Here is a 25624-nt window from a genome sequence, read left to right as displayed (position 1 = left end):
CCGTCACCGACCCTGCTTTTCGCTCTCGATTCGGGCACGGGCGACCGCACGCGAAGGCCGCAGGTGCGGCCTTCGGGGATGGCGCTCGGGGCCGGCGGCGGCCGGTCAAGCCCCTGTCGGACGTCCGCGGGCGGTGGGAAGGATGGGACCGTGAACGGTTTCGCCGCCGTCGATTTCGAGTTCGCGCGCCAGGTGCTCCAGCGGGGCATCGCGGCCCTCTTCGTCGTCGCGTTCATCTCGACGCTGAACCAGTTCCGGCCCCTCCTCGGCGAGCACGGGCTGCTTCCCGCGACCGAGCTGCTCGCCTGGGCGCACTCCTCGAAACGCGGGCGGCGGCTGCTTCATCCCACGCTGTTCCGTCACGTGCGGTACACCGACCGGCGGCTCGTCGCGCTGTGCGCGGCCGGCATCGTGGTCGCGACGGCGCTGGTGATCGGCATCCCTCAGCTCGGTCCGCCTTGGGTGCCCATGCTGTGCTTCCTCGCACTGTGGCTCGGCTACATGTCGATCACGAGCCTCGGCCAGACCTTCTACGGCTTCGGGTGGGAGATGCTGCTGCTCGAGGCCGGATTCCTCGCCGCGTTCCTCGGCTCGCACGCGCAGCCGCCGCCCACCGTCGTGATCGTGCTCTTCTGGTGGCTCGTGTTCCGCCTCGAGTTCGGCGCGGGCATGATCAAGATCCGCGGCGGCCGCGAGTGGCGCGACCTCACGGCCCTGATGTACCACCACGAGACCCAGCCGATGCCGGGCCCGCTCAGCCGCCAGGCTCACCTGCTTCCGGCCTGGTTCCACCGCGGCGAGGTCGTGGGCAACCACTTCGCGCAGCTCGTCGTGCCGTGGTTCCTGTTCGCTCCGCTGCTCGGCCTGTGGGTGCCCGGCCCCGTGCCCGCGATCGTCGGCGCGGTCGCGGCGGCCATCGTGATCGCGACGCAGCTGTGGCTCATTATCACCGGCAACTTCGCCTGGCTCAACTGGATCACGGTCGTCCTGGCGTCCTCGGCGATCGGCGTGCCCGGGATCGGTGCAGCGCCCGGGCCTCCGGCATCCGATCCCCCATGGATCATCGACGGGATGCCGCTTTACTGGGTCGTCGTGACCGGCGCCGTGGGCGTGCTCTACCTGGTGCTGAGCTGGCAGCCGCTGCACAACCTGTTCGCGCGCCGCCAGCTCATGAACGCGTCGTTCAACCGCTGGCAGCTCGCGAACGCGTACGGCGCGTTCGGCACGGTGACCAAGCAGCGGATCGAGATCGTCGTCGAGGGCACGATGGACGAGGATCCGACGGGGGCGACCTGGCACGAGTACGGCTTCAAGGGGAAACCGGGTGATCTGCGCCGGATCCCCCGGCAGTACGCGCCGTACCACCTGCGGCTCGACTGGCTCATGTGGTTCCTGCCCCTCGGGCGCTCGCTCGACGACTGGTTCACGACGTTCCTGGTGAGGCTGCTGGAGGCGGATGCCCCGACCCTGCGCCTGCTCGCCCACGATCCGTTCGACGGCCGGCGCCCGCGATGGGTGCGAGCGGTGTCGTACCGCTACCGGTTCACCACGCATGCAGAGTTCCGCGAAACGCGCACCCGGTGGGCGCGCGACCGGCGACGCCCGGTCATGGGACCGGTGTCCCTGCGCCGCTGAGCGCGCCCATCCCGCGAGTTCGTGCTCGGGGTCACCGCACGCGGCATCGAGCGCGACGTCACCGCCCGTCGTGACATCTGAAGCGACCCAACGACCGCGGGCTCAGCGCTCGGGGTCACGACACGCGGCATCGGGCGCGACGTCACCGTGCGTCGTGACAGCTGAAGCGACGGTCAGGGCACCGGGGAGTCGGTGGCCGACGCGCGCTCCCCGACCTTGCGGCGCGCCGTCAGGTCGACGATCGACACGACGAACGCGAGGGCGAGGAAGAGCGCGACCGACAGCATCCCGAACGCGTACGCGTCGTGGTACACGACCAGCTCGTCGTGCGTGCCGGACTCGCGATAGATGGCCGAGTAGAACAGCGACAGTGCGACCGCGGTGCCCACGGCCGCGCCGATGCGCTGGCCGAGCTGGCCGACGGAGCCTGCGACGCCGCCCCGCTTGACCGGGATCTCGGCGAGTGTGAGGGTCTGGTTCGGGGCGATCACCAGGCCGCCGCCGGCGCCGCCGACGGTCATGATCGCCGCCATGAGGTAGGGGGTCCACGCGGGCGGGGCATACAGCGCCGCGAGCATGAGGCCGCCGACGCAGGCGAGCATGCCGACGAGCCCCCACACCACCACGACACGGCCGTGGCTGCTCACCAGGTTGCCGCCGACCCACGACGTCACGGCGCTCGCGAGGGCGAAGCCGATGGAGACCATCCCCGCGTACACGGGTTCGAGGCCCAGGCCGATCTGCAGGAACAGGGTCGTCACGAGGAACAGCGCGGGCGCCGCGGTGAAGTACGCCGTCTGCAGGAGCGTGCCGTTGCGATACGACGCGATGCGGAACAGCTTGAGCGGGATGAGCGGACTGCGCCCGCGCGCCGCATAGTGACGTTCCCAAGCGACGAACGCGGAGACGAACAGGGCGAACGCGACGAGCAGCCACCACCGCGCGGGGTTGTCGGTCGGTGCGCCCGTCGTGAACAGGAACGGCCACATCAGCGAGACGACGCTGGCGCCGAACAGCAGCACCCCGACGGGGTCGAGCTGCACGCGGCGCTGCGACCTCGTGCGTGTATCGGGCAGCAACCAGAGCGCGAGGCCGATGGCGGCGAGACAGAGGGGCACGTTCATCCAGAAGATGAGCCGCCACCCGTCCGTCGGGCCGCCGAGGGCGATGAGGAGGCCGCCCAGGGTCGGGCCGAAGGCGGTCGCGACGCCGATCGTCGCGCCGAACAGACCGAAGGCGCGGGCGCGCTCCCTGCCCTGGAACAGCTCCTGCGCCATGCCGAGCACCTGCGGCATCTGGATGCCGGCGGCCACGCCCTGCAGCAGCCTGCCGACGAGCAGCACGGTCGCCGTGGGCGCGAGGGCGCAGATCACGCTGGTGATCGTGTACAGCGACAGTCCGACGATGAACAGGGTGCGGCGCGAGCGCTGGTCGCCGAGGCGTCCCATGGGCACGAGCACGAGTCCGAAGGTGAGCACGAACCCCGACACGATCAGCTGGAGCTGCGTCGAGCTCGCCCCGAGCACCTCGCCGATCGACGGCAGGGCGACGTTCACCTTCGTCATGTCGAGGATCGTGATCGCCGCCACCGAGACGCAGACCCAGAACGCCCGCCAGCGCGCGGCCGGCGAGATGGGGATGACGGCGGTGGTGGCCGGCACGGCGCGGGCCGTGCTCGTGGTCTTCGATGATCGCGACGGGGACTCAGGCATCTCGTTCAGGCTAGCCCTGATCCCCCGCGCGGCGCGGGGGCGGCGGGCGGCGGCCGTGTCCGGGTATGTCGGCCGCGGCATCCGCGTCCCGGTGGCTCGGCCGCGGCATCCGTGTCCCCGTGGCTCGGCCGCGGCATCCGTGTCCCCGTGGCTCGGCCGCGGCATCCGTGTCCCGATTTCGCTCGCCGGCGGCGCCCTCAGCACTCCTTTCCGGGACATGCTCCCAAGAAAGCGGGACATGATGGGACGGTGAGACTCCTCGTCGCCGCCCTCGCCTCCGAACTCGTGGCCTTTCCCGATGACCTGCCCGGTTTCGACCGGCTCGTCACCGGCCCCGGCAAGCTGCAGGCCACCTACGCATTGACGCGGGCGCTCGATGCCACCGCGTACGACGAGATCGTGGTGGTCGGCACCGCCGGCGCGATCGACGCCCGGCTCGACGCCGACGTGTACGAGATCGCTGCGGCGCTGCAGCACGACGTCACCGACATCGACGGCATCGTCGGCCAGCATGTCTCACTGCCGCCCCTCGTCGAGCTCGGCGCGGAGGGCGTGACGATCGCGACCGGCGATCACTTCGTCGACGATGCCGAGGCCGTCGCGGTGATCCGGCCCCTCGGCGCGGGCCTGGTCGACATGGAGACGTACGCCTACATCTGGGTCGCACAGCGGTTCGAGGTGCCGATCCGTGTGCTGAAGGCGGTGTCGGATCGCGCGCAGGACGGTGCGATCACCGACTGGCACGCCACGGTGACGGCGTGCAGCCACCAGCTGCGCGACCGCGTCCGCGCGGATTACGGCGTCTGATCCGACTGGTCCGGCCCGCCGCGGCGGAGCGGAGCGAGGTCACACGCGGGCGACGTCGTCCTGGGTGATGACGCTCGGGCCCTGGGGTGTGGCTTCGACGGCGAGCTGCGCGGGCAGCTGCTCCTTCATCGCGGCGACATGGCTGATGACGCCGACCATGCGTCCTCCCTGGCGAAGCTCATCGAGCGTGCGCATGGCCAGGTCGAGCGTCTCCTCGTCGAGGGAGCCGAATCCTTCGTCGACGAACAGCGTGTCGAGACGGATGCCGCCGGCCCGGGCCGTGACCACCTCGGCGAGTCCGAGCGCCAGGGCGAGCGAGGCCAGGAAGGTCTCGCCGCCCGACAGCGACTGGGCGGGACGCGCCTGGCCGGTGAAGGCGTCCATGATCTCGAGGCCGAGTCCCGACGCCGCCCCGCGCGCGGCGCGCGCATCGGTGTGCTGCAGCAGGTAGCGTCCCGACGACATCTCGCTCAGGCGAAGGTTGGCCGCCGCGACGATCTCTTCGAGCTCGGCGGCGAGCACGAAGGTCTCGAGGTCCATCTTCATCGTGTTGGGCGCTCGGCCCGCGACGGTGTCTGCGAGCCGCGTGATGGCTGCGGCGTCGGCGGCCCGTGCCGCCACACCGGCGTAGGCCTCGTCGATCTGCAGGCCCAGGTCGCGCAGGCGCTCGACGACGCTGTGCGCGTCGCGCTCGGCGCGGAGCGCCGCTGTGCGCGCAGCGTCGGCGGCGTCGAGCGCACCCCGCGATGCGACGGTGTCGACCGGTTCGTCCGGCGCACCCGCCAGTTCGAGCTCGAGCTCGAGCACCCGCGCCCGCGTCGCCGCGAGCCGGGTGTCGTGGGCCGCGATCTTCTCCGCCAGCGCCTCCGTCTCAGCGGGTCCCAAGAGGGCGACCATCGCCGCTGCGGCGTCATCGAAGACGGATGCCACGATCCGCTCGTCCGCGTCGGCCCGCGCTTGTGCGGCTCGTGTCGCAGCCCGCTCGGCGTCGGCGCGCGCGTCGGCTGCGACTCGGGCGGCGTCGCGAACGGCCGTCGCCTGCGCCACCCGCTCGGCCACGCTCGCGTGGTCGCCGCGAGCGGCGTCCACCGCCCGGCGCGCGCCGTCGACGCTCGCGGTCAGCGCGGCGATCCGCGTACGCGCGGCGGCGAGGAGGTCCACGAGGTCCGCGCGCGACGCCTCCGCCTCGGCGTCGAGCGCGGCGAGCTCGGCGTGACGGGCCGCGAGCGCGTCGCGGCGACCCACCGCGCGCTCTGCGGCGGCGAGCTCGTCGGCCGCGGTGGCCAGCTGCGCGCGCAGCGCCTCGACCGGCTGTCCGCCGGCGCGAGCGGCCGCGTCGGCATGCCGCTCCCGCGCCGCCTTCGCCACGTCGGCGGCGGTGCGCTCGCGGGCGGCCGTCGTGTCGCGCTCCGCCTCGGCGGCGGCGAGCATGTCGTCGGTCACCGGATCGTCGGCAGGCTCCGCAGGCGCGGGGTGTTCGGTCGCGCCGCAGACGGCGCAGGGCTCGCCGTCGACGAGCGTCGTCGCGAGCTCGCCCGCATACCCGTCCAGACGGCGCTGCAGCAACCGGGCGACGGCCACCGCCGCCGCAGCGGCGGTTGCGGATGCATCGCGATGGGCGATCTCGGCGTCGCGCTGCGCGGCTTTCAGCCGCTCGGCCTCGACGGCGGCCGCCAGCCGGTTCGACGTCTCGTCGTGCCGCACGCGCGCCGGGTCACGACGGGCGGCGGCTTCCCGCTCGGCCTCGAGCTCCGCGTCGAGGCGCGCGAGCTCTGCCGGCACCTCGGCACGGTGGGCGTCGAGCGCGACGATGTCGGTCTCGAGCCGCACGGCCTCGGCGCAGGCATCCCTGACCCGCTCCTCGCCTTCCACGAGCGCCGTCTCGTGCGCGAGCGCAGCGGTCCACACGGCGAGCTCCCCGGTGAGACGTTCGACCACCTGGGACAGGTCGGCGGTGAGCTCGTCGTCGCTGCCGGCCGCCAGCCGCTTCCACGCGGCATCCGCATCAGCGGCCGCGGATGCGCTGGACGCCGCCAGGTGGTCCGCGTTCAGCGCCGCCTCCAAAGGAGCCCGCAGCACCTCCGCCGACCGTGCATGCTGCAGCCGCCGCCGATCGTCAGCGATCTCGGCGGTGGCCGCCTCGAGGGTCGTGAGGCGCTCGCGTGCCCGGCCGAGCTCGGCCTGCGCCTTCGCCAGGGCCACCCGGTCGGCGTGTGCGGCTTCGGCCGCTGCCCGCGCGTCGTCTGCGGCGGCCCGCTCACGCGCGAGCGTGTCGAGGCGGTACGCGGCGCGCTGCGCGCCCAGGTCCACCGCGGCACGGCGTGCCGCCAGGTCCAAAGTCGGCGCCGCGTCATCCCCATCGTCGACCGGCGGCTCATGGGTCGCGATGAGGCGCTCCGCCTGCTCCAGCAGCGTGCGCGCCCGCTCGCCCAGCGCGTCGAGTTCGTGCTGCGCGGCCTTGCTGCGCTCGCCCAGCTCCCGCGCGTACTCCTCGTAGCGCCGCGTTCCGAAGAGCGCCCGCAGCAGCGACTGGCGTTCGGTGCCCGAGGCGAGCAGGAAGCGCGAGAACCGGTTCTGGGCGAGCAGGATCACCTGCTGGAACTGCTGGGCGTTGAGGCCGAGCACGTCGTCCAGCAACAGGCCGACGTCGCGAGGCTTGCCCGCGCGCCCGACCCAGGCGCCGTCGACGAGCTCCTCGAGCTCGGCCCGGGTCGGCTCGGTGGTGAGTCCCGCGCCCCGGAGGGACGGCCGCAGGTACTCCGGTGCACGGGTGACCCGCCAGCGCCGGTCGCCGACCGTGAACTCCAGGCGCACCTCGGTCGGGTCTCCGGGCTCGCAATGGTCGCTGCGGAGCCTCTTGTCGCCCGACTCGTAGCGGGGCACGCTGCCGTACAGCGCGAAACAGACGCCGTCGAGGATGCTCGACTTGCCGGCACCGGTGCGTCCGGAGATGAGGAAGATGCCGTCGCCCTCGAACGCCTCGAAGTCGACGCTCTGGCGCTCGCGGAAGGGCCCGAACCCGGTGAGCTCGAGGCGGTGCAGCCTCACGCCTTCGCCTCCACCCGGATGCGCTCGTCCAGCAGTTCGCCGACGATCTCGGCCTCCCGGGCCGATGCCCCCTCGCCCTCACGGACATGCGTGAGGAACGCGTCGACCAGCTCGGCCTCGTTGCGAGCAGTGCGCACGCGCTGCGCATAGGTGCGTGCGTCGTCCGCACGCGGCGTCGTCGGCGCGTGGCGGACTTCGGCGCAGTGAGGGAACCGCGCGAGCAGCCGGCGCATCGGATCCCGCTGCGGCAGCGGGTCGGTGTATTCGGCGCGCACCCAGTCGCCGGCGTGGCCGGCGAAGCGCTCGTCGGCGAGCAGCTCGTCGAGCGTCGCCGTGAGCGTCACGAGCCTCCGGGGCACCGGCAACGGCAGCCACTCCGCGGTGCCCTCCACAGCGCCTTCCGCAGGGTTCCCCGGCGTGCCGAGGACGGCGCCCTCGCTCCCCTGGCCCTCCTGCACGAGCCCGTCTGCACCGAGTTCGACGAGCCACGACCCGCGCGGCTTGTGCCCCTCGTCGAAGCTGTAGTGCAGCGGTGCTCCGGCGTATCGCACGCGCGGTGAGAGCCGCTGGCGCCCATGGATGTGACCGAGCGCGACGTAGTCGACGCCGTCGAATGTCGACAGCGGCACGACGTCGAGCCCGCCCTGCTGGATGTCGCGCTCGAGGTGGGGCGTCGGCTCGACCCCCGCCGCGAAGCAGTGCGCGACAGCGATGGACCGGCCCCCGCGGGCAACGGCATCCGTGCGGATCAACTGCATCGCGCGGGCCAGCACATCGGCCTGCGTGCGCACTCCGGGCCAGGTGCTGCGCAGCAGCACCGGCTCGAGATACGGGATGCCGTACACGTGGACCGGACCGTGCTCGTCGTGGACCGTGATCGGCGTGCCGATGGTGGCCGGATCGGTGACCACGTGCACGCCGTCGCGCAGGAGCGCCGACTGGAAGCCGAGTCGTGCGGCCGAGTCATGGTTGCCGCTCGTGACGACGACCGTCGCGCCGGCGTCGGCGAGACCGCGCAGCGTCTCGGAGAGGAGCGTGTAGGCCCCGGCGGCAGGCGTCGCCGAGTCGAACACGTCGCCCGCGACGATCACGAGCTCGACGCGATGCTCTCGCACCTGCGCGACGAGGGCTTCGAGCACGCCGCGCAGCGCATCGAGCGTGGCGTGGCCGTGGAACGACCGCCCGATGTGCCAGTCCGAGGTGTGCAGGATCCGCATGCTCACACGGTACGTTCCGCCCCGGACATCCCCGCCGAGGCAGGCCGCAGACGGCCCACCCCGAAGCGACCCCGGCGAGGCGCCCACCCGCGGCGGCGGCTCCGGACGTATCGTGGAACATGGCGCACAACGCAGACACCGCTCCCCGATCGACCGTGGTGGCCCTCGTGGGAGCAGGCAGCGAAGAACTGCTGACCGGCCTCGCCGACGTTCCGGCACTCGTCGCACTGTCGCTGCGCGAGGCCCAGCCCGCCGTCGCCGCGCACCTGGTGTCTTCCGTGTCGACGCCTTACGTGGTGCACGACGCCGATCCGCTCGAGCACGTCGCCGCAGCGTGGGTGGAGCTGTACGAGGAGCGCTGCACCCTCGGCTCGCTCGAGACCGAGGTCGACGCTCTGCTGTCGCTGTTCGAGACCGGCGAGGCGGTCATGCCGGACTACTACGTCGTGGCGGGGCCCGAGGCGATCGAGGGCACCTGGCGGCACTGGTGGCTGGGCGCCCTGGCGCACCACGCCCCGTCTCGCGTGCTGCCGGTGGAGGCGTCCGGCTCGGCGCTGCGGGCGCGGCTGCGCGCCCTTCCCGCGTCGCGGCCGTGGCCGGAGCCTTCGGCGTGGCTCCCCCGCGTGCATTTCGACATCCCCGATCGGGTGGGTCTGCGCGATCAGCCGGGCGCCGCCTGACCGATGCCGGAGGTGGAGGAGTTCGCGCACGCCGGCGCGACGATGATCGCCGAGCGCCGAGGGTCCGGGCGCTGCGTGTACGTGCTCGTGCACGGCATCGGAATGGGCCGCACCGTCTTCGCCGATCTCACCCGCCACCTGGGCGACGGCGAGGTCATCGCCCTCGACCTTCCCGGCTACGGCGAGGCGCCCGAGCCCGCCCGGGTGCTCACGATCGAGCGGATGGCCGATCTCGTGGCCGCCTATCTACGGGAGCGGGTCGGCGTTCCCGCCGTCGTGGTCGGGCATTCGATGGGAGCGCAGATCGCGCTCGAGATCGGGGTGCGGCATCCGTCCGTCGTCGACCGCATCGTCCTCGTCGGGCCGACCGTCGATCCCGCCGCCCGCACGGCCCCGCGGCAGCTGTGGCGGCTGCTCCGCGACATCGCCGTCGAGAGTCCCCGTGTGATCGCTGCGGGTGCGCGGGAGTACGTCCATGCGGGTCCCCGGATCCGCGCGAAGTTCCGCGCCATGCTCGCACACCGCCCCGAGGACGTCCTCGCCCAGGCCCGCGTGCCGGCGCTGGTGCTGCGGGGCGAGGACGACCTGGTGGCTCCGCGGGAATGGTGCCTCCGCATCGCCGAGACCATGCCCGACGGACGGCTGGCGGAGGTGCCGGGGCACGGCCACGAGACGATGATCCGGGATGCCGCGCCCGCCGCCCGCCTCATCCGCACGTTCGCCGGAGCGGGCTGACACCCGGCGCGAGACCGCCGCTCTGCGACGGATTCCTGCCATCCGGACGTGACCCGGCAATGTCGGACCCCCCGCGTAGGTTCTCTCTGTCGGAACCAACGGAGGAAACCATGTTCGCTGTATACGCCGCCGAACAGCAGTACCGCCACGACACCTGGACGCGGGAGCGCGAGCACGCACTCCTCACGGCCATTCGGGAGCGGAAGATCGCCGCTTCGGAGCGGATGCCGACAGTCCGTGCCCCGCGCCCCGCACAGGTCGCCTGGCCGCGGCCGATCGGCCTGCACACGGCCGACGAGCGCACCACGGTGTGCGCGGTCGCTTAGGGTCCTAGCCGACGCGCGGGTCCGGGTCCACGGATCCGCGCGCGGCGGGCGCCTGCCGCCCGGCCTCGCGATCGCGAGCCACGGCGTCGCCGATCATCTGACCGCCGCTGCGCAGCAGCGCGCGACGCCACGGGAGCGTGCCCTCGATCTCGATCTGGATCGAGATCGACAGGACGGTGCGGATCAGGACGATCAGTCCGAGGATCGCGGCGTCTTCGAGCGAGGGCTTGGAGGTGATGGTGCGAATCAGGTCGGCGGCGACCAGCACCTCGAGCCCGAGCAGGATCGCCGCGCCGAGCGTCGTGCGCAGGACGGTGAAGGCCGCCTGCCCGCCCTCATGACGTGCGAGCGAGCGGGCACCGAGAACGAGCGCGATCAGGAATCCCGCGATCATCGCCGCGGCGCCGACCGCCTCGAATCCGACGGCGACGGCGGTGAACAGCTCCTCCATGCGCACGCGCCCAGCCTAGGGCCGGGCGCGTGCGCGACAGTGCGGGAATCGCGGTGTCAGGCCGACGGCCCGCGTCCGGAGTCGGCAGGTCCGTCCGCGTCACCGGTCGAGACCTGGCGCGCCAGCTCTTCGATGTCGTGCTCGGGAAGCTCGACGCCCGCCTGGGTGAGGCGCTGGCGCAGCACCTCGGCGATGCGTTCCAGTGGCTCGCCGCCGACGTCGGAGCGCGTCTGCACGACGATGCCCGCGACCTTGTCGACCTCGGACGCGTTGTTCTGTGCCATCGCCGGCAGCCGCTGCTCCTGCTCGGTTCCGAGCGCGCCCGGCGTACGCTGAGCCTCGCTCACGGTGAGGGTGTCGCGGCCGGCGTCACTGCCGTGGTGATCTGCGTCGTCGACGACCCCGATCCCGACGGCCTCGTGGCTCGGCTCGCCGCTCAGCGCTCCTTCGGAGGGTCCGGCGGCCGCTGCTCCTCCAGCCTGCCCGGCCGCCGACTGCTCCTGGCCCGCCGCGTTCGAAGCGGCGCCCGTGCCCGATGCGGTCGGCGTCTGTCCGGCGGTCTCCTGCCCTGACGACTCGGTCCACGCCCGAGCCGGCTGGGCGTCGGGCCCCGGCTCGCCCATCGCCGGAGCGGTGTCGGTCTGCTGGTCGCGAACGGCGTCGTCGTCGCCCGGCGTCTCGGTCGCGCCGCCGGCGTCCTCCCGATCCGGGTAGTTCACTCCCGGCTGCTCGTACTCGTTACCTGTCGTGCTCATCTCAGGGTTCCTCTCCTCGTCCGCCGTCGGTCGCAAGGTCGGGGTCGGCGCCCTGCCGGGCCGCCTCCCCCTCCACCGGGTCGTCCGGCTGCAGCGCGGCATCCGTCAGCAGCTCGGCATCCGTCATCGCGGCGCTGCGCTCGCGGGACTCCTGATCGTCGACGCCCTCCCAGCCACCGGCTGGAGCGGCATTGATGACGCCTTCGGGAAGTTCCTGGTCGTTCGACCGATCGCGATCCATCGCGGACTCCTCTCGTCTTCCCCCAGCTTCGCCGGGCGGGGTGCCCGGCGGCATGGGCTTGACAAGGGATGGACGATGCCCGAAGGGCGATCGGCCGGGAGCGGCCGATCGCGTCAGGAGCGGGCGCGCAGGATGCCGCGGTGGCGGGGGTTCTCCTCGAACCAGTCCGCGACGTACCAGCACACCGGCACGACCTCGCGATCGCCGGTCTGCTCGATCTCTTGGACGGCACGGCCGACGAGCTCGCCGGCATAGCCGTGCCCGCGGAACGTGGGCACGGTGTAGGCGCGTGTCATGGCCACGGTGCGTCCGTCGTCGCGGTAGTCGAGCACACTCACGAGGTCATCGCCCCGGTGCAGCGTGTAGCGCGACGCGTCCGTCTCTTTGGTGAAGCGCAGCTCGGTCACCCGCACAGGCTACGCCCGCCCTCCGCCATCGGGATCAGCCGCTCGCCATGTCGCGGAAAACGCTCAGGCGGCGCCCTGCTGGCCCTCAGGCGGAGGCCTGTCGACCCCCACGTGCCACGCGTCGACCGCGCGATCGGCCCGGGGGCTGAGACCTCCGCGCCGCGGAGTGAGCAATCTGTCACATTCCGAAACGATCGGGGCTCTGCATCCGTGCGATTTGACGTTTTCCGACAAAGTCCGTCATAATCGGCCACATGACTGACAACGCGCTGTATCTGTCCGCCCGGGAGGCGAACAGGACTGCCGGCATGATGATGGCCGGTCGCGTTGCCATGTGTTGTCGAATGTGCCACTAGCACGGTGACCCCCGTCGGACTCCTCCTCCGCTTCTGAAAACGGATCGCACGGAGTCCCCCGAAGCACCGGTTTCGTGCGTCGATCACGCGCACCCGGATCCGCTTCGCACATCGCCCACCGTCGGGCACAGGCCTTCATCGGCCGACGGCCTCATCGCCTCCGACGATCCGGGCCGCAGCACATCCAACCCGGCTCAGCTCTCCGGGTTCCTCCCGCAAGGACCATCATCATGTCGACCACCGCTCTCCTCGACCGTCCCACCACCGCCGTCCGCCACCTCCGCGCCGTGAACCACCCGGCCGTCGCCGAGGCATCCGACGCCCCGGCCGCCGCGCCGGCCGCCGAGGCCCCGCAGGCCGCCTCTCGTGCTCTCCCCGCCGGCACCGCGCCGCGCGGCTTCGCCCTCTACGTCGGCCTCGACGAGGCGAAGGCGGCCGCGTCCGGTGTGAGCCTCGGTGTGCTCGTCGACGCGCTGCGCCGCACGATCGCCGAGCTCGCACCCTCCGCCGAGACGTACGCCACCGTCGCCCTCGCGCCGGTCGGCGCCGGCGGACGCGATGTCGACGTCGTGCGCCTCGCCCTCCACGAGCCTTCTGCGGTCGCCCGCACCAAGCAGGAGGAGCCGGAGGACGAAGACCCGTCGGCCGGCGGCGTGGTCGTCGACATCTCGCGCAAGCGCGTGCTCATCGACGGCGAGTCGGCGGCGTTCACCTTCAAGGAGTTCGAGCTGCTGCAGTACCTCGTGCTCCGCGAGGGCCGCACGATCGAGCGCACCGAGCTCGTCACCTCCCTCTGGCAGGGCACCACCGACGACGACGCCCCGGGCGAGCGCACCATCGACGTGCACGTGCGGCGTCTGCGCGCCAAGCTCGGCCGCTACGAAGACATCGTGCGCACGGTGCGCGGCGTCGGCTACCGCTTCGACCGCCACGCCGACGTCGTGATCCGCTACGGCCACGGCACCCCGTCGCCCGACCGCTTCTGAGCGCCGCCGGTCCGGCAGGGATGTCGGAGGCCGAGGCGTAGGGTGGGCCGCATGACCACGTCGCTCTCGCGCATTCCCCGCACCGGGGATGCCGAGGCGCCTGCGTCGCACCGACAGCACCGCCCCCGCGACCCCCGCCCCGATCCGGGTCGGCCCCTCGAGACGGAGTACCGGCCGCGGCACCCGCTCGACCTGCGCCGCACGGTGCTGTACCAGCGCCGCGGCGCTGGCGACCCCACGATGGCCGTCTCGGGCGCCGTGATCTGGCGGGTGAGCCGGACGCCGGCGGGCGTCGCCACGCTAGCGATCCGCGAGACGCACCCGGGCGTCATCCGCGCCGCAGCCTGGGGACCGGGACGCGAGTGGGCGCTCGCGCAGCTGCCCGCACTGTGCGGCGCGGAGGACGACGCCGAAGGGTTCGATGCGACACGGCATCCCCTCATCGCCGACGCCCACCACCGCAATCCCGGACTGCGCCTGTCGCGCACCGGACTCGTCTTCGACGCGCTGGTGAGCGCGATCTTCGAGCAGAAGGTCACCGGCGTGCAGGCGTTCGCCGCGTGGCGGCGCGTCGTCACCTGGTGCGGCGAGCGTGCCCCCGGGCCGACGCCGGCGCCCATGTTCGCGCCGCCGACCATCGACGGATGGCAGCACGTGCCGTCCTGGGTCTGGCACCGCGCCGGGCTGGAGCCGCCGCAGTCGAAGACCATCGTGCGCGCGGCCCGCCGCGGCGACGCGATCGTACGCACCGTCCTCGCCGCCGAAGATGGCGAGGCCGTCGATCGCGTGCTCGTGAGCCAGCACGGCATCGGCCCCTGGACCTCTGCCGAGACCCGCATCCGGGCGCTGGGCGACCCCGACGCCGTGAGCGTCGGCGACTATCACGTCGCCCATGAGGTCGGCTACGCGCTCACCGGCCACCGCGTCGACGACGATGGGATGCTGCGGCTCCTGGCAGATTGGCCGGGCCAGCGGCAGCGGGTGATCAGGCTGATCGGAGCGAGCGGCGTGCGAGAGCCCCGCCGTGGACCGCGCCTGCACCCCGAGGATCACCGCGACCGCTGAGTCGCCGGATCCGGAGGCCGCAGAGGCGCCTCCGGATGTTCGACGCCGCGTCATCCGGCGTCCCTTGCGGATGTCGGAGGCCCGGACGACACTGGGACCCGCCACGCGGCCGGGCGCGGCATCCATCGACCAGATCCAGGAGTTCGACATGCCCAGCCTCAACCCGTACCTGTCTTTCAAGAACGAAGCCCGCGAGGCGATGACGTTCTACCAGTCCGTGTTCGGCGGCGATCTCACGATCGACACCTTCGGCCAGTACGAGGGCATGGTGCAGGATCCAGCCGAGAACGACCTCGTGATGCACGCCCAGCTGGAGACCCCGGACGGGTTCACGCTCATGGGGGCCGACACCCCGACGGGCATGCCGTACGAGAAGCCGGCGGGCATCTCGGTGTCGGTGAGCGGCGACGACGAGGCGGCACTGCAGGGGTTCTGGGACAAGCTGGCCGACGGCGGCACCGTCACGATGCCGTTCGACACTCCCCCGTGGGGCGGCCGGTTCGGCATGCTCACCGACCGTTACGGCATCGACTGGATGGTCGCGGTCAACGCGACGCAGCCCTGAGATCCCGTCGGTCAGGCGTATTCGCTGTCATCGATGGTCGTCGGCGCCGGGCCGAGGGCTTCGAGCTCCGTCCAGAGGTCGTCAGGAATCGGCGTCGCGGCGAGCTGTTCGAGCTGCGCGAGGCGCGGCGCCGACGACAGTCCTACCACCGTCGAGTCGACGAGCGGCGATCGCAGCGAGAACTTCAGTGCGACGGCCGGCAGCGTCACGCCGAACGACGCGCAGACGCGTTCCAGCCGCGAGACCCACTCCTGCAGCTCAGGCGTCGCGGGGCGATAGCCGTACATCGCACCCTCGCGTGGACCGGTGGCGAGGATGCCGGCGCCGAACGGTGCCGCGTTGAACACCGTCATCCCGCGCTCACGGGCGTCGGCGAACACCGGCGCGGCGGAGCTGTCGACGACCGTGAAGCGGTTGTGCACCAGCACGGCGTCGAAGAGGCCCGTTCCGACGTAGCGGGCCATGAGCCCGACCGGTCCCGCCGCGACGCCGATGGCATCGACCCTGCCCGACTCGCGCAGCTCGATGAGCCCCTCGACGGCGCCGCCACGGCCGATCGCCTCGTCGAAGGTCACCGTGTAGGGATCGTGGAGGTGCAGCAGCGGCAGGCGATCGACGCCGAGGCGCGTCACGGTCTCGTCGAACGAGCGCAGCACGCGGTCGCGGTCGAACGCGCCCGTGTCGGGATCGGCGTCGACCTTCGAGATGACGCGGGTCGCGGCATCCGTCCCGATGCGTGCGATCGCGAGTCCCAGCACCGCCTCCGAGCGACCGCCCGCATAGTTGTTCGAGGTGTCGAGGAAGGCGTGCGTGGTGGCGAAGAGCTGCTCCGCGAAGGCGACGGCGGCGTCCTCTTCGGGGGAGCCCGGGACCGTGTTACGGCCGAGGCCGGAGGTGCCGAGGGTGATCGGGCTGACGTTCAGGGTCATGGCTTCCGTTCCGTGTGCGGGATCGTCGACCTCCAACCTATCCAGAGCCGGGAGCGCAGATGCGCCCCCGGCCACGATCGCGCCCCTAGGCTTTCGGCATGACCACCACGCGGAAGGGCTGGACCCGCGGCCACTCGGGCTGGGCGCTCGGAACGGCCCTGATGTTCACACTGGGGATCGTGTTCGGGCTGATCTGGGGCAATGTGCTGCTGGGCGTCGTGCTCGCCGCCGCGGTATCGATCGGCTGGCTCATGGCCTACGAGTCGTGGCGAGGGCGCAGCGTGGGCCTGGAGAACCGCGACGACGACGGCGCCCAGCTCTAGCCCCGCCGAAGCAGCGCTAGCCACCGAAGGCGCGCACCCAGCACCGCCGAAGGCGCGCTGCTCTCGCCGGAGGCACGATACGCCGCGCCTCCGCGACCGGTCCGATCCGCTTCACGGACTCCCTACCCATCGCGGCCCGAGCGTCGTATCGTGTGCGCCAGGAGGTGGTCCGCATGCAGGCGAATGTCGGCGACCGCGTGGTCATCCACGGCCGCATCGTAGGAGCGGCAGAGCGTTCGGGCGAGGTGATCGAGGTGCGCGGCAGCGGGGAGAATCCGCTGCTCGTGGTGCGCTACGACGACGGGCACGAGGCGATCCTGTCCCCCGGAAGCGACTGCGAAGTCCGGCACGCGTCCTGACGGACGGCCGAGGACGACGCGTGTCCCGAGTTTCCGGGTGCCGGCGTCGCGGATGCGGACTCTATCAAAATCAGACGATCTCCTGCTTAGGATAGCCTTACCTACATGCACAAGAGATCGCGCCTGCTTCTGCCCGCCGCCGCTCTGAGCGTCACCGCTCTCGCCCTCACCGCCTGTTCGTCGCCTTCCGCGACCGAAGAACCCGCCGCGGCTGCGGAGTCGGCGACCGTCGTCGTCGAGAACGCCAAGCCCACCCTGGTGCTGGTCGAGCGGGACGGCGAGTCGTCGTACCAGGAGGACACCGAGGTCGACCGCGAGGCCGTCGAGGTCGAGGCGAACCCCGCCTCGGTCGTCACCTTCGACATCGCCACGCTCGACACGCTCGACGCGATCGGCGCCGGCGAGGCCGTAGTCGGCATCCCCGACGCGGTGCTCCCCGACTACCTCTCGGAGTACGCCGATCTGCCGAAGGTCGGCACGCTCTTCGAGCCCGACTTCGAGGCCGTCGCCGAGCTCGAGCCCGAACTCATCGTGACCGCCGCGCGCAGCACGGGCCAGTACGACGAGCTGTCCGAGATCGCCACGACGATCGACCTGACGGGCGCGTACGCCGGTACCTTCGACCCGAGCGCCGGCCTCGAGCGGGCCGCGCAGCTGGGCGAGATCTTCGGCAAGGAGGACGAGGTCGCCGAGCTCACCGCCGGCATCGAGGAGCTCGTCTCCACCATCGAGTCCGACGCCGAGGGCACCGCCCTCGTCCTGTCCGTCTCGGGCGGCGAGGTCGGCGCGTTCGGCGAGGGCTCGCGCTTCGGCTACTTCTTCGACGAGCTCGGCTGGACCCCGGCGGTCGTCGCCGCGGAGCTTCCGGGCGCCGAGGGCTCGCCCCACGGCGACACCGTGACGAACGAGTTCATCCTCACCGCGAACCCCGACTGGATCTTCGCGTTCGACCGTGGCGCCGCCACCGGCGAGGGCTCCAGCGCCGAAGAGACCCTCGACAACGAGCTCGTGGCACAGACGACCGCCGCGCAGGACGATCACCTCGTCTACCTGCCCGCCAGCGAGCTCTACATCGTCATCAACGGCCTGACCGCCATCGAGAACGTGCTCACCTCGGTGCACGAGGCCATCGCCGGCTGAGCCGTCGTGCCGCACGAAGTCCGAGTGGGGAGCGCGGAGTCTTGACCCGCATCTCCCCCACGCTCTGGATCGTCGCGGGGGTGGCCACGGTGGCCGCCCTCGCGACGATCTCGCTGTTCATCGGCGTCGCCGAACTCGACGGATTCATCCTCTTCGCCAGCCGCATCCCGCGCACCGTCGCTCTCGTGCTCGCCGGCGCCGCCTTCGCCATCACCGGCCTCATCATGCAGCTGCTGGTGCGCAACCGGTTCGTCGAGCCCGGGACGACAGGGGCGACGGATGCCGCGAGCCTGGCGCTGTTGGCCGTGCTCATGTCGGTTCCCGGTCTCCCGATCTGGGGCAAGGCGATCTTCGCCACCATCGGCGCGCTGGTCGGCGTGTTCGGCTTCCTGGCTCTGGCCCGCCGCATCCCGTCGCGCTCGAGCGTGCTCGTGCCCATCGTCGGCATCCTCTACGGCGGCGTGATCGGAGCCGTCACCACGTTCGTGGCCTATCGCTCGAACATGCTGCAGGAGCTGCTCAGCTGGGGCATCGGCGACTTCTCGAGCATCCTCCGGGGCCGGTACGAGATCCTCTACCTCGCGGCGGCCGCAGCGCTGGTGGCTTGGATCGCCGCGGACCGCTTCACGGTGGCCGGACTCGGCGACGACGCCGCGCGCGGCCTCGGCCTGGACACCCGTGCGGTGATGGGCGTCGGGGTCACGATCATCGCGCTGGTCACCGGCATCCTGATGGTCGTCACCGGCGCCCTGCCGTTCCTGGGGTTGATCGCGCCGAACATCGTCAGCCGCCTCATCGGCGACAACATGCGGCGCGCGGTCCCGCTGGTCGCGCTGCTGGGCGCGGCGATCGTCCTGCTCTGCGACATCATCGGGCGCGTCGTGCGCTTTCCGTTCGAGCTCCCGATCTCGATCGTGATGGGAGTGCTGGGCGGCGTCGTCTTCCTCTGGCTGCTGCTGGGGACGGCGAAGCCGGTGGATGCCGCGGCTCAACGCCGCCCGCGCACCCCGGCGCGTCAGGAGGCGACGCGATGACCGCCACCTTCCTCGACGGCGCCCGCCGCGCGACCCGGAGCATGCGGCATCCGACCGGCGCGCTGTGGGCGCTCACGGCGCTCGCGGCCGCGATCGTGCTCGTGTTCCTCTTCACCGACCTGCCGGGCAAGTGGGAGTACGCGCTGGGCCTGCGCACCCGCACCATCGCGGGCATGGTGATCGCCGCGGCGGCGGTGGGGGCATCCACCGTCCTCTTCCAGACGATCACGGCCAACCGGATCCTGACGCCCGGCATCATGGGCTTCGACGCCGTGTTCCTCGCGATCCAGACCCTCGTCGCGTTCGCGATCGGGCCGGCGCTGCTGGTGTCGGCGCCACCGCTCGCGTCGTGGCTGGTCGAGCTCGTGCTGATGGGGGGCTCGATCGTGCTGCTGTACTGGTGGCTGTTCCTGCGACGCCGCCTCGACCTGCACGTGATCGTGCTCGCCGGGCTGGTGCTCGGCGTGCTGTTCCGCTCGGTCACCGGGTTCCTGCAGCGCCTGCTCGACCCAGACACGTTCGCGATCCTGCAGGATCTGACGTTCGCGAGCTTCACGTCGGTGGATCGGGAGCTGCTGCTGCCCACCGGCGTCCTCGTGATCGTGGCGCTGGCCTCGCTCTGGCCGATCCGTCGCGAGCTGGACGTGCTGTCGCTCGGCGAGAGCACCGCGATCTCGCTCGGCGTCCCGCACCGCCGCGTGGTGATGCACGTGATCGTGGCGATCGCGGCGATGGTGGCGGCATCCACCGCACTGGTCGGCCCGGTGACCTTCTTCGGTCTGATCGTCGCGAACCTGGCGTACGGCGCGGTCGGCCACCGTCACCTGCGCAGCGTGCCCGCCGCCATCGCCATCGGCGTGATCGCAGTGGTCGGCGGCCAGCTGATCCTGTCCCGTCTGCTCGGCTTCGGCACCGAACTCCCGGTTGTGATCGAGTTCGTCGGCGGGCTGTTCTTCATCGTCCTCGTTCTCACCGGAAGGGCCCGCTGATGATCCGCACCGACTCGGTGGTCAAACGCCACGGCGCGCTGGTCGCCGTCGACGACGTGTCGATCGACATCCGACCCGGCGTCACCGCCATCATCGGCCCGAACGGCGCCGGCAAGTCGACGCTGCTCGCCGCCGTCGGGCGCCTCGTCGGCACCGACGGCGGCGTCATCACGGTGGACGGCCTGGACGTGACCGCCACGAAGTCGCGCGACCTCGCGCGGCGCCTGGCGATCCTGCGTCAGGACAATCACCTCGCGATCCGGCTCAGCGTCGAGGACCTCGTCGCGTACGGACGCTTTCCGCACGGCGGCTCGGGGCGCACCCCCGACGACCGTGCCCACGTCGACGACGCGATCGAGCTGCTCGACCTCGACGAGGTGCGGGGGCGCTTCCTCGACGAGCTGTCGGGCGGTCAGCGCCAGCGCGCGTTCGTCGCCATGGCGCTCGCGCAGGACACCGACCATCTGCTCCTCGACGAGCCGCTCAACAACCTCGACCCACGCCACGGCGTGGCGCTCATGAAGCTCGTGCGCCGCCTCGCCGATGAGCGCGGGATGACCGTGGTCGTCGTACTGCACGACATCAACGTCGCCGCGCAGTACTCCGACGACATCGTCGCGATGCGGGCCGGCCGCGTCGTGCACCACGGAACCGTGGCCGAGGTCGTCACCGAGGAGCGCCTCGCCGCGCTGTACGACACTCCGGCACGCGTGGTCGACATCGCCGGCCGCCCCATCGTGCTCTGGGAATGACCCGAGCGCCCATACCCACTGCCACCGAAAGAGAGAACCCATGACCTCCGCCTTCTCGCTCGAGCCCACCGGCCTCGAGCTGCGCTTCCGCCGTGTGACCCTCGCCGCGCGGGAGTGGCTCACCCCCTCGTACGTGCGCGTGCGCCTGCAGGGCGATGAGCTCGCCGGATTCGCCTCGCTCGGCGCCGACGACCACCTCCGGATCTTCTTCCCCGACGGCGACCCGCAGTCCGTCGAAGAGCTGCGCGCAGCTCCGAGCCGCGAATACACACCGCTGGCATGGGGCGAGGGCTGGCTCGAGCTCGAGTTCGCCATCCACGGCGATCCTGCGGCGGGCACGGCGGGGGTCGCGGCGGCCTGGGCGGCGACCGCGCCGCTCGGCGCGCTCGCCGGGGTGGGCGGTCCGCGGGGTTCGAAGGTGCTCACGGGCCGCCCCGACGCGTGGTTCCTCGCCGGCGACGAGACGGCCGTGCCGGCGATGCGCCGCTTCGCCGGCGCGATGGATGCCGACGCCGTCGGGCGCATCCTGGTGGAGGTGACGGATGCCGCGCACGAGCTCGCGATCGACGCTCCGGCGGGCGTCGTGGTCGAGCAGGTGCACCGCGACGATGCTCCGGCCGGTGCAGCGCTCGCGGCGCGGCTGGACGCCCTCGGCTCCGACGACCGCCCGGCCGGCGCGGTGTTCGGGTTCGTCGCGGCCGAGCAGTCGATCGTGAAGCCCGGTCGTGCGCTGCTGCTGGACCGGTGGGGCCTCAGCGCCGAGCACGTGATCGTGAAGGGCTATTGGAAGCGCGGCGAGACCGAGTATCACGCCCCGCACTGAGCCGGCGCGCCTCTTCCCCTGCAGACCCGGCCCACTCCCCGTTGCGAAAAGACGGGTCGGTCACCCGACACGCCGCGCGGCGGCATCCGTCACCGGCCCGTCTTTTCGCACCGGAAACTCCGGCTCGGGCGGGGACGAAGCACGTCAGCCCAGGAGCTCGGGCCGCTCGAACTCCTCGCCGCGCACATGCTCGGCGAGGAACGCGAACACCGTCTCGTACCAGATGACGGCGTGCTGAGGCTTGAGCACCCAATGGTTCTCGTCGGGGAAGTACAGGAAGCGGTGCGGCATGCGCCCCCCTTCGTCGGCGTGGTGTTCGGCGAGCTCCGACCACAGTCGCAGCCCCTCCCCGATCGGCACGCGGTAGTCCTTGTCGCCGTGCACGACGAGGAGCGGGGTGCGGATGTCGCGCACGAACCGGTGCGGCGAGTGCTCGATCATCGCCTCGGGCGTGAAGATCCGCTGCCAGTACTCGGAGCTGTCGGTGGTGCCGGCGAACTGGTCGAGGGCCCACAGGCTCGCGTGCGTCACGATCGCCCGGAAGCGGTCGGTGTGCCCCGCGACCCAGTTGGCCATGTAGCCGCCGAACGAGCCGCCCATCGCCGCCGTGCGGGTCTGGTCGATGTCGTCGCGGGCCTCGACGGCGTCGGTGATCGCGAGCAGGTCCGTGTAGGGCTTGTCGCCCCAGCTGTTCCAGCCGCGCGCGATGAAGTCCAGGCCGTAGCCGGTGGAGAGCCCCGGATCCGGCAGCAGGACGGCGTAGCCTCGGGCGACGGCGAGCAGCGGCGCCCAGCGCCAGCTCCAGGCGTTCCAGCTGTTGAGCGGACCGCCGTGGATCCAGAGCAGCAGCGGTGCCGGCGCATCGGCCGACGCTCCGTCGGGCAGCAGCAGCCAGCCGCGCACGCGGGCGCCGTCCTCGGCGGTCGCCTCGACCTCGGTGATCGAGCCGGGTGCGGTGGGGCTCGCCGCGGGCGTCGCGAGCGGAGTCGTGGTGCCGTCCAGGGAGATGCGGACAGGATGCGGCGGCACGACCCACGACGAGCGCAGCGCGACGAGGTCGCCCGTCGTGCGGTCGACTGCGACGCCGGAGTACGCGAAATCGTCGTCCGTGAGCCGCACGGCTGTGCCGCCGTCCAGCGGGAGCCGGAACACGGGTCCGCGGCCGTCGTCGTCGGCGGTGGCGATGAGTGCCGAGTCGTCGGCGGCGAACGCCAGCGACGACGCCCAGCGATCCCAATCGGCGACGATGCGCCGGGCGCCGCCACCGTCGATGTCGGCCACCCACACCTCGTAATCGGTGGGGGCGGCGGGAGTGCTCTTGACCGTGCGCAGGTACGCGAGGCGCGTACCGTCGTGGCTCACAGCCGGCATCTCGTAGTCGACGTCGACCTCGTCGAACAGGATCGTGCGCTCGCCGGTGGCGGTGTCGATCGCCACGATGACGCGGCGGCCCGCGCGCTGCTCGCGCTGCTCGATGGATGCGATCAGCGTCGCGCCGTCGGGGGTGAGCGCCGCTTCGGCGTGGTCGGCTGAGCGACCCGGCCTCGGAGTGAGGTCGCGCGGACGGGGCAGCGTGGCCGGGTACGGCTTGTCTTCGGTGGCGGATGCCGCAGCGTCGACGTCCGCGCCGGGTGCGGCATCCTGCGCGGCCTCTTCCTGCGCAGCCGCGACTTCGGCGGCTGCTTCGTCGACCAGGGCGGCGATGGTGTCCTCGAGGGCGTCGACGTCGATCGACAGCAGGTGCGGCTCGGCCGGTCCGAGGTCGTGGTCCCAGAAGCGCACCGGGTAGGTGTCGTGCAGGATGGCCGACACCTTCTTCTCCTTGCGCTTCGCGCGCAGCGCCGCCTCGCTCTCGAGCGTGTCGCCACAGGGAAGGAGGGAGGCCGAGATCACGACGCGGTCCGAGGCCTCGGCGGTCGCCGCGATGGCGTCGACGCCGCCTGCCAGTCGCGTCACCGGGCGGGCTTCGCCGCCGGCCGCCGGAAGCAGCCACAGCTGGCCGGACTCGTCGTCGGCTTCACCCTCGGAGTCGGGCCGCGCCGACACGAACAGGATGTCGCCACTCGCGGTGAACGCGGCACCCGCCTCGCCCTTGGCCGACCGCGTCAGCCGGCGCGGCGTCCCCCCGCCGGTCGCGGGCACCGCCCACAGTGCCCGCTCGTAGCCGGTGCCGTCCTTCTTGAGCGCCGCCACCGTGAGCACGGCGGTGCGCCCGTCGGGAGAGAGGGCGAGCGCCTCCACACGGGGAAGCGCGATGTAGTCGGTCAGCGAGTCGAAGGGCGTGGAGTCGGTGGGCGTCGCCATGGATCCACGCTAATCGACCCGCGGGGTCGGTACGGCGGGACCTCAGGTCCACTGGGTGAGCTTGTCCGGGTTGCGCATGATGTAGACGGCGGTGATGCGGTCGCCGCCCACGTCGAGCGAGAACACCGCGCTGGGCAGGTCGTGGAGCGTCGCGAGGAAGCCGAGGCCGTCGGGCATCTCGACGCCGTCCATCACCGCGTCGGGCTCGAGGCGCGGCAGCCCGAGGAGGAAACGCGACACGCGGTCGGCGCCGCGCACCGGACGCAGCGCCGCCGACGCCCGCCCGCCGCCGTCGGAGCGCAGCACCACGTCAGGATCGAGCACCGCCACGAGCGCCTCCAGATCGCCCGTCATCGTCGCGGCGGCGAAGGCGCGGGCGACGGCGTCGTGCTGCTCGCGCGAGGCCGTGCCCGCGCGCTGCTCCCTCACCTGGCGCCGGGCCTGCGATGCCAGCTGCCGCACCGCGTCGGGACTGCGGCCCACCGTGTCGGAGATCTCGCCGAACGGCACGCCGAAGACGTCGTGCATCACGAAGGCGACGCGCTGCGCGGGGCTGAGCGACTCGAGCAGCACCAGCAGCGCCATCGAAACGGACTCGTCGCGCGTGACGTGCTCGATCGGATCCACGGACACGGATGCCGCGAGCGGAGAGCCGTCGGGCACCGGTTCGGGCAGCCACTCGCCGACGTACCGTTCGCGGCGGGCGCGTGCCGATCCGAGCATGTCGAGGCACACGCGCCCGGCGACCCGCGTGAGCCAGGCCCCGGGAGCGCGGATCGCGGTCCGCTCCTCGTCGGAGAGGCGCAACCAGCGGACGTAGGTCTCCTGCACGGCATCCTCGGCGTCGGCGACCGTACCGAGCAGGCGGTAGCACAGGCCGAGCAGCGACCGCCGCTCGCTCTCGATCTCGTCGGTGAGGGGCATCCGCTCGCTTTCGGGTGTGGGAAAAGGCTTCGCGCAGCCGGCGGTCCGGCGTGCTCACATTCTGGCGCCTCGCGTCGTCGGAATGTCGGGAGCTTCCGCACGTCGCGGGGCGAGAGGAGTGAGGTCATGAGGGTCGTTGTCGCCGGAGGCACGGGTGTCGTCGGAAGCCGGGTCGTGGAGGCACTGCGCGCGGACGGGCATGACGCCGTCCCGCTGAGCCGCCGCACCGGGGTCGACCTCACCACCGGAGAGGGACTCGATGCCGCGCTCGGCGGGGTCGACGCCGTGGTGGACGTCGCCAACGTCACCACGCTGTCGGCGGAAGCGGCGATCCGATTCTTCGAGACGGCGACGGGCAACCTCGTGGCGGCGGCCGCACGTGCGGGTGTGTCCCACCTCGTGCTGCTGTCGATCGTCGGGATCGACCGGATGCCGCACGACTACTACGCCGGCAAGCTCGCGCAAGAGCGCGTGGTCGAGGCCGCGGACGTTCCGTGGACGATCCTGCGGGCGACGCAGTTCCATGAGTTCGCCGGGCAGCTCTTCGACCGCGCGAAGCTGGGCCCCCTGCACGTCGCCCCGCGGGGTCGCGTGCAGCCGATCGCCGCGCGCGATGTCGGCGCGCACCTCGCGACGCTCGCTGCCGGTGCGCCGCAGGGCCGGGCGGCCGATCTCGCCGGGCCGCGGGAGGAGGCGCTCGACGAGATGGTGAAGGCGTACGCGCGCCGCACCGGCCGCGGCGGGTGGATCCCCTCGGTGAGCCTGCCGGGTGCGCAGATGAAGGCGATGCGCGCGGGCCTCGCCCTGCCGGGCAGCGCCGCGGTGCTCGCGACGCAGACGTTCGCCGACTGGCTGCGCGAGCTCGGCTGACGCACGCGTATCCAGTTGAGGGGCGGCGCCCTCTCCCGGTCGGGGACGGTGCGCTCGTCGCACCGACCGCGTGGGCGGCTCGTGCCCGTACTCTCCCCCGAGCGGGCACGAGCCGCTCGTACCTCGCGGGCCTGATCAGCCTTCTCCGGTGCGGATACGCTGGGCGTGACTCGCCCCCCGGAGTCAGGGCC

Annotated in this window: 26 protein-coding genes; 16 read left to right on the top strand and 10 right to left on the bottom strand. The window is 72.1% G+C overall.

What is annotated here, in order from left to right; all coding sequences use genetic code 11:
* The first annotated feature begins 150 nt into the window (after window positions 1–150).
* On the top strand, window positions 151–1635 hold the full coding sequence (locus tag B2K11_RS10855) for a lipase maturation factor family protein (RefSeq protein ID WP_163618293.1): 1485 nt from the start codon (window positions 151–153) through the stop codon (window positions 1633–1635).
* 173 nt (window positions 1636–1808) lie between these two features.
* On the opposite strand, the gene B2K11_RS10850 is transcribed toward B2K11_RS10855, so the two are convergent.
* Window positions 1809–3347 (bottom strand): MFS transporter, encoded by a 1539-nt coding sequence (locus B2K11_RS10850; RefSeq protein ID WP_163618292.1) that lies wholly within the window; start codon window positions 3345–3347, stop codon window positions 1809–1811.
* A 249-nt stretch (window positions 3348–3596) separates the two neighbouring features.
* Here B2K11_RS10850 and B2K11_RS10845 point away from each other — a divergent pair, with 249 nt between their 5' ends.
* Window positions 3597–4154: a nucleoside phosphorylase gene (locus B2K11_RS10845; protein WP_163618291.1), complete on the top strand. Its 558-nt coding sequence runs from the start codon at window positions 3597–3599 to the stop codon at window positions 4152–4154.
* Window positions 4155–4193: 39 nt separating this feature from the next.
* Here B2K11_RS10845 and B2K11_RS10840 read toward each other — a convergent pair whose 3' ends face one another.
* Window positions 4194–7202, bottom strand: coding sequence for an SMC family ATPase (locus tag B2K11_RS10840; RefSeq protein ID WP_163618290.1), 3009 nt, complete (start codon window positions 7200–7202; stop codon window positions 4194–4196).
* Window positions 7199–8419: an exonuclease SbcCD subunit D gene (locus tag B2K11_RS10835; protein WP_163618289.1), complete on the bottom strand. Its 1221-nt coding sequence runs from the start codon at window positions 8417–8419 to the stop codon at window positions 7199–7201. The genes B2K11_RS10840 and B2K11_RS10835 overlap by 4 nt, the downstream gene beginning before the upstream one ends.
* A 119-nt stretch (window positions 8420–8538) precedes the next feature.
* Between B2K11_RS10835 and B2K11_RS10830 the strand changes: the two genes are divergently transcribed.
* The 3 genes from B2K11_RS10830 to B2K11_RS10820 all read left to right on the top strand — a co-directional run bounded on the left by B2K11_RS10830 (window position 8539) and on the right by B2K11_RS10820 (window position 10160).
* Window positions 8539–9099: a hypothetical protein gene (locus B2K11_RS10830; protein ID WP_163618288.1), complete on the top strand. Its 561-nt coding sequence runs from the start codon at window positions 8539–8541 to the stop codon at window positions 9097–9099.
* Between the two features lie 3 nt (window positions 9100–9102).
* Window positions 9103–9834 carry an alpha/beta hydrolase gene (locus tag B2K11_RS10825; RefSeq protein ID WP_163618287.1) on the top strand — a complete coding sequence of 244 codons (732 nt, stop codon included), beginning with the start codon at window positions 9103–9105 and terminating at the stop codon, window positions 9832–9834.
* Window positions 9835–9944: 110 nt separating this feature from the next.
* On the top strand, window positions 9945–10160 hold the full coding sequence (locus B2K11_RS10820; RefSeq protein ID WP_163618286.1) for a hypothetical protein: 216 nt from the start codon (window positions 9945–9947) through the stop codon (window positions 10158–10160).
* Window positions 10161–10164: 4 nt separating this feature from the next.
* Here B2K11_RS10820 and B2K11_RS10815 read toward each other — a convergent pair whose 3' ends face one another.
* The 4 genes from B2K11_RS10815 to B2K11_RS10800 all read right to left on the bottom strand — a co-directional run bounded on the left by B2K11_RS10815 (window position 10165) and on the right by B2K11_RS10800 (window position 12014).
* Entirely contained in the window at window positions 10165–10611 is a 447-nt protein-coding gene (locus B2K11_RS10815; protein ID WP_204260091.1) for a DUF1622 domain-containing protein, read from the bottom strand.
* Window positions 10612–10667: 56 nt separating this feature from the next.
* Complete coding sequence (locus tag B2K11_RS10810) at window positions 10668–11366, bottom strand: hypothetical protein (RefSeq protein ID WP_163618284.1); 699 nt, start codon at window positions 11364–11366, stop codon at window positions 10668–10670.
* 1 nt (window position 11367) lies between these two features.
* On the bottom strand, window positions 11368–11607 hold the full coding sequence (locus B2K11_RS10805; protein WP_163618283.1) for a hypothetical protein: 240 nt from the start codon (window positions 11605–11607) through the stop codon (window positions 11368–11370).
* A 113-nt stretch (window positions 11608–11720) separates the two neighbouring features.
* The gene (locus B2K11_RS10800) at window positions 11721–12014 is read right to left on the bottom strand and encodes a GNAT family N-acetyltransferase (RefSeq protein ID WP_163618282.1); all 294 of its coding nucleotides are present in this window, start codon (window positions 12012–12014) and stop codon (window positions 11721–11723) included.
* Window positions 12015–12600: 586 nt separating this feature from the next.
* Here B2K11_RS10800 and B2K11_RS10795 point away from each other — a divergent pair.
* The 3 genes from B2K11_RS10795 (at window position 12601) to B2K11_RS10785 (ending at window position 14986) form a co-directional block, all read left to right on the top strand.
* Window positions 12601–13356 (top strand): winged helix-turn-helix domain-containing protein, encoded by a 756-nt coding sequence (locus tag B2K11_RS10795; RefSeq protein WP_163618281.1) that lies wholly within the window; start codon window positions 12601–12603, stop codon window positions 13354–13356.
* A gap of 51 nt (window positions 13357–13407) precedes the next feature.
* The gene (locus B2K11_RS10790; protein WP_204260084.1) at window positions 13408–14421 is read left to right on the top strand and encodes a DNA-3-methyladenine glycosylase 2 family protein; all 1014 of its coding nucleotides are present in this window, start codon (window positions 13408–13410) and stop codon (window positions 14419–14421) included.
* A gap of 148 nt (window positions 14422–14569) precedes the next feature.
* Window positions 14570–14986, top strand: coding sequence for a VOC family protein (locus B2K11_RS10785; RefSeq protein WP_163618280.1), 417 nt, complete (start codon window positions 14570–14572; stop codon window positions 14984–14986).
* Window positions 14987–14997: 11 nt separating this feature from the next.
* Here the strand turns inward: B2K11_RS10785 and B2K11_RS10780 are convergent, their stop codons facing one another.
* Window positions 14998–15915 carry an aldo/keto reductase gene (locus B2K11_RS10780; protein ID WP_163618279.1) on the bottom strand — a complete coding sequence of 306 codons (918 nt, stop codon included), beginning with the start codon at window positions 15913–15915 and terminating at the stop codon, window positions 14998–15000.
* 98 nt (window positions 15916–16013) lie between these two features.
* Here B2K11_RS10780 and B2K11_RS10775 point away from each other — a divergent pair, with 98 nt between their 5' ends.
* The 7 genes from B2K11_RS10775 to B2K11_RS10745 all read left to right on the top strand — a co-directional run bounded on the left by B2K11_RS10775 (window position 16014) and on the right by B2K11_RS10745 (window position 21335).
* Window positions 16014–16238, top strand: coding sequence for a hypothetical protein (locus tag B2K11_RS10775; RefSeq protein WP_159842119.1), 225 nt, complete (start codon window positions 16014–16016; stop codon window positions 16236–16238).
* Between the two features lie 173 nt (window positions 16239–16411).
* Window positions 16412–16597 carry a DUF1918 domain-containing protein gene (locus B2K11_RS10770; RefSeq protein WP_163618278.1) on the top strand — a complete coding sequence of 62 codons (186 nt, stop codon included), beginning with the start codon at window positions 16412–16414 and terminating at the stop codon, window positions 16595–16597.
* 105 nt (window positions 16598–16702) lie between these two features.
* The gene (locus B2K11_RS10765; RefSeq protein ID WP_163618277.1) at window positions 16703–17737 is read left to right on the top strand and encodes an ABC transporter substrate-binding protein; all 1035 of its coding nucleotides are present in this window, start codon (window positions 16703–16705) and stop codon (window positions 17735–17737) included.
* Between the two features lie 41 nt (window positions 17738–17778).
* Window positions 17779–18771: an iron chelate uptake ABC transporter family permease subunit gene (locus B2K11_RS10760; RefSeq protein ID WP_239525943.1), complete on the top strand. Its 993-nt coding sequence runs from the start codon at window positions 17779–17781 to the stop codon at window positions 18769–18771.
* Window positions 18768–19760: an iron chelate uptake ABC transporter family permease subunit gene (locus B2K11_RS10755; RefSeq protein WP_163618276.1), complete on the top strand. Its 993-nt coding sequence runs from the start codon at window positions 18768–18770 to the stop codon at window positions 19758–19760. The genes B2K11_RS10760 and B2K11_RS10755 overlap by 4 nt, the downstream gene beginning before the upstream one ends.
* Window positions 19760–20512: an ATP-binding cassette domain-containing protein gene (locus tag B2K11_RS10750; RefSeq protein ID WP_163618275.1), complete on the top strand. Its 753-nt coding sequence runs from the start codon at window positions 19760–19762 to the stop codon at window positions 20510–20512. Before B2K11_RS10755 ends, B2K11_RS10750 begins: the two co-directional genes overlap by 1 nt.
* A 40-nt stretch (window positions 20513–20552) precedes the next feature.
* Complete coding sequence (locus B2K11_RS10745) at window positions 20553–21335, top strand: siderophore-interacting protein (RefSeq protein WP_163618274.1); 783 nt, start codon at window positions 20553–20555, stop codon at window positions 21333–21335.
* A gap of 144 nt (window positions 21336–21479) precedes the next feature.
* Here the strand turns inward: B2K11_RS10745 and B2K11_RS10740 are convergent, their stop codons facing one another.
* Together B2K11_RS10740 and sigJ are read right to left on the bottom strand one after the other, a co-directional pair.
* Window positions 21480–23639, bottom strand: coding sequence for an alpha/beta fold hydrolase (locus B2K11_RS10740; RefSeq protein ID WP_163618273.1), 2160 nt, complete (start codon window positions 23637–23639; stop codon window positions 21480–21482).
* 42 nt (window positions 23640–23681) lie between these two features.
* On the bottom strand, window positions 23682–24563 hold the full coding sequence (gene sigJ / locus B2K11_RS10735) for an RNA polymerase sigma factor SigJ (protein ID WP_163618272.1): 882 nt from the start codon (window positions 24561–24563) through the stop codon (window positions 23682–23684).
* Between the two features lie 126 nt (window positions 24564–24689).
* Between sigJ and B2K11_RS10730 the strand changes: the two genes are divergently transcribed.
* Entirely contained in the window at window positions 24690–25433 is a 744-nt protein-coding gene (locus B2K11_RS10730; RefSeq protein ID WP_163618271.1) for an SDR family oxidoreductase, read from the top strand.
* Window positions 25434–25624: the final 191 nt, after the last annotated feature.

It is taken from the genome of Microbacterium sp. B35-30 (assembly GCF_010634855.1).
GTDB lineage: Bacteria > Actinomycetota > Actinomycetes > Actinomycetales > Microbacteriaceae > Microbacterium.
The sequence above is the reverse complement of the archived record's forward strand: the minus strand, read 5'-3'. Positions and strand labels throughout refer to the sequence as shown.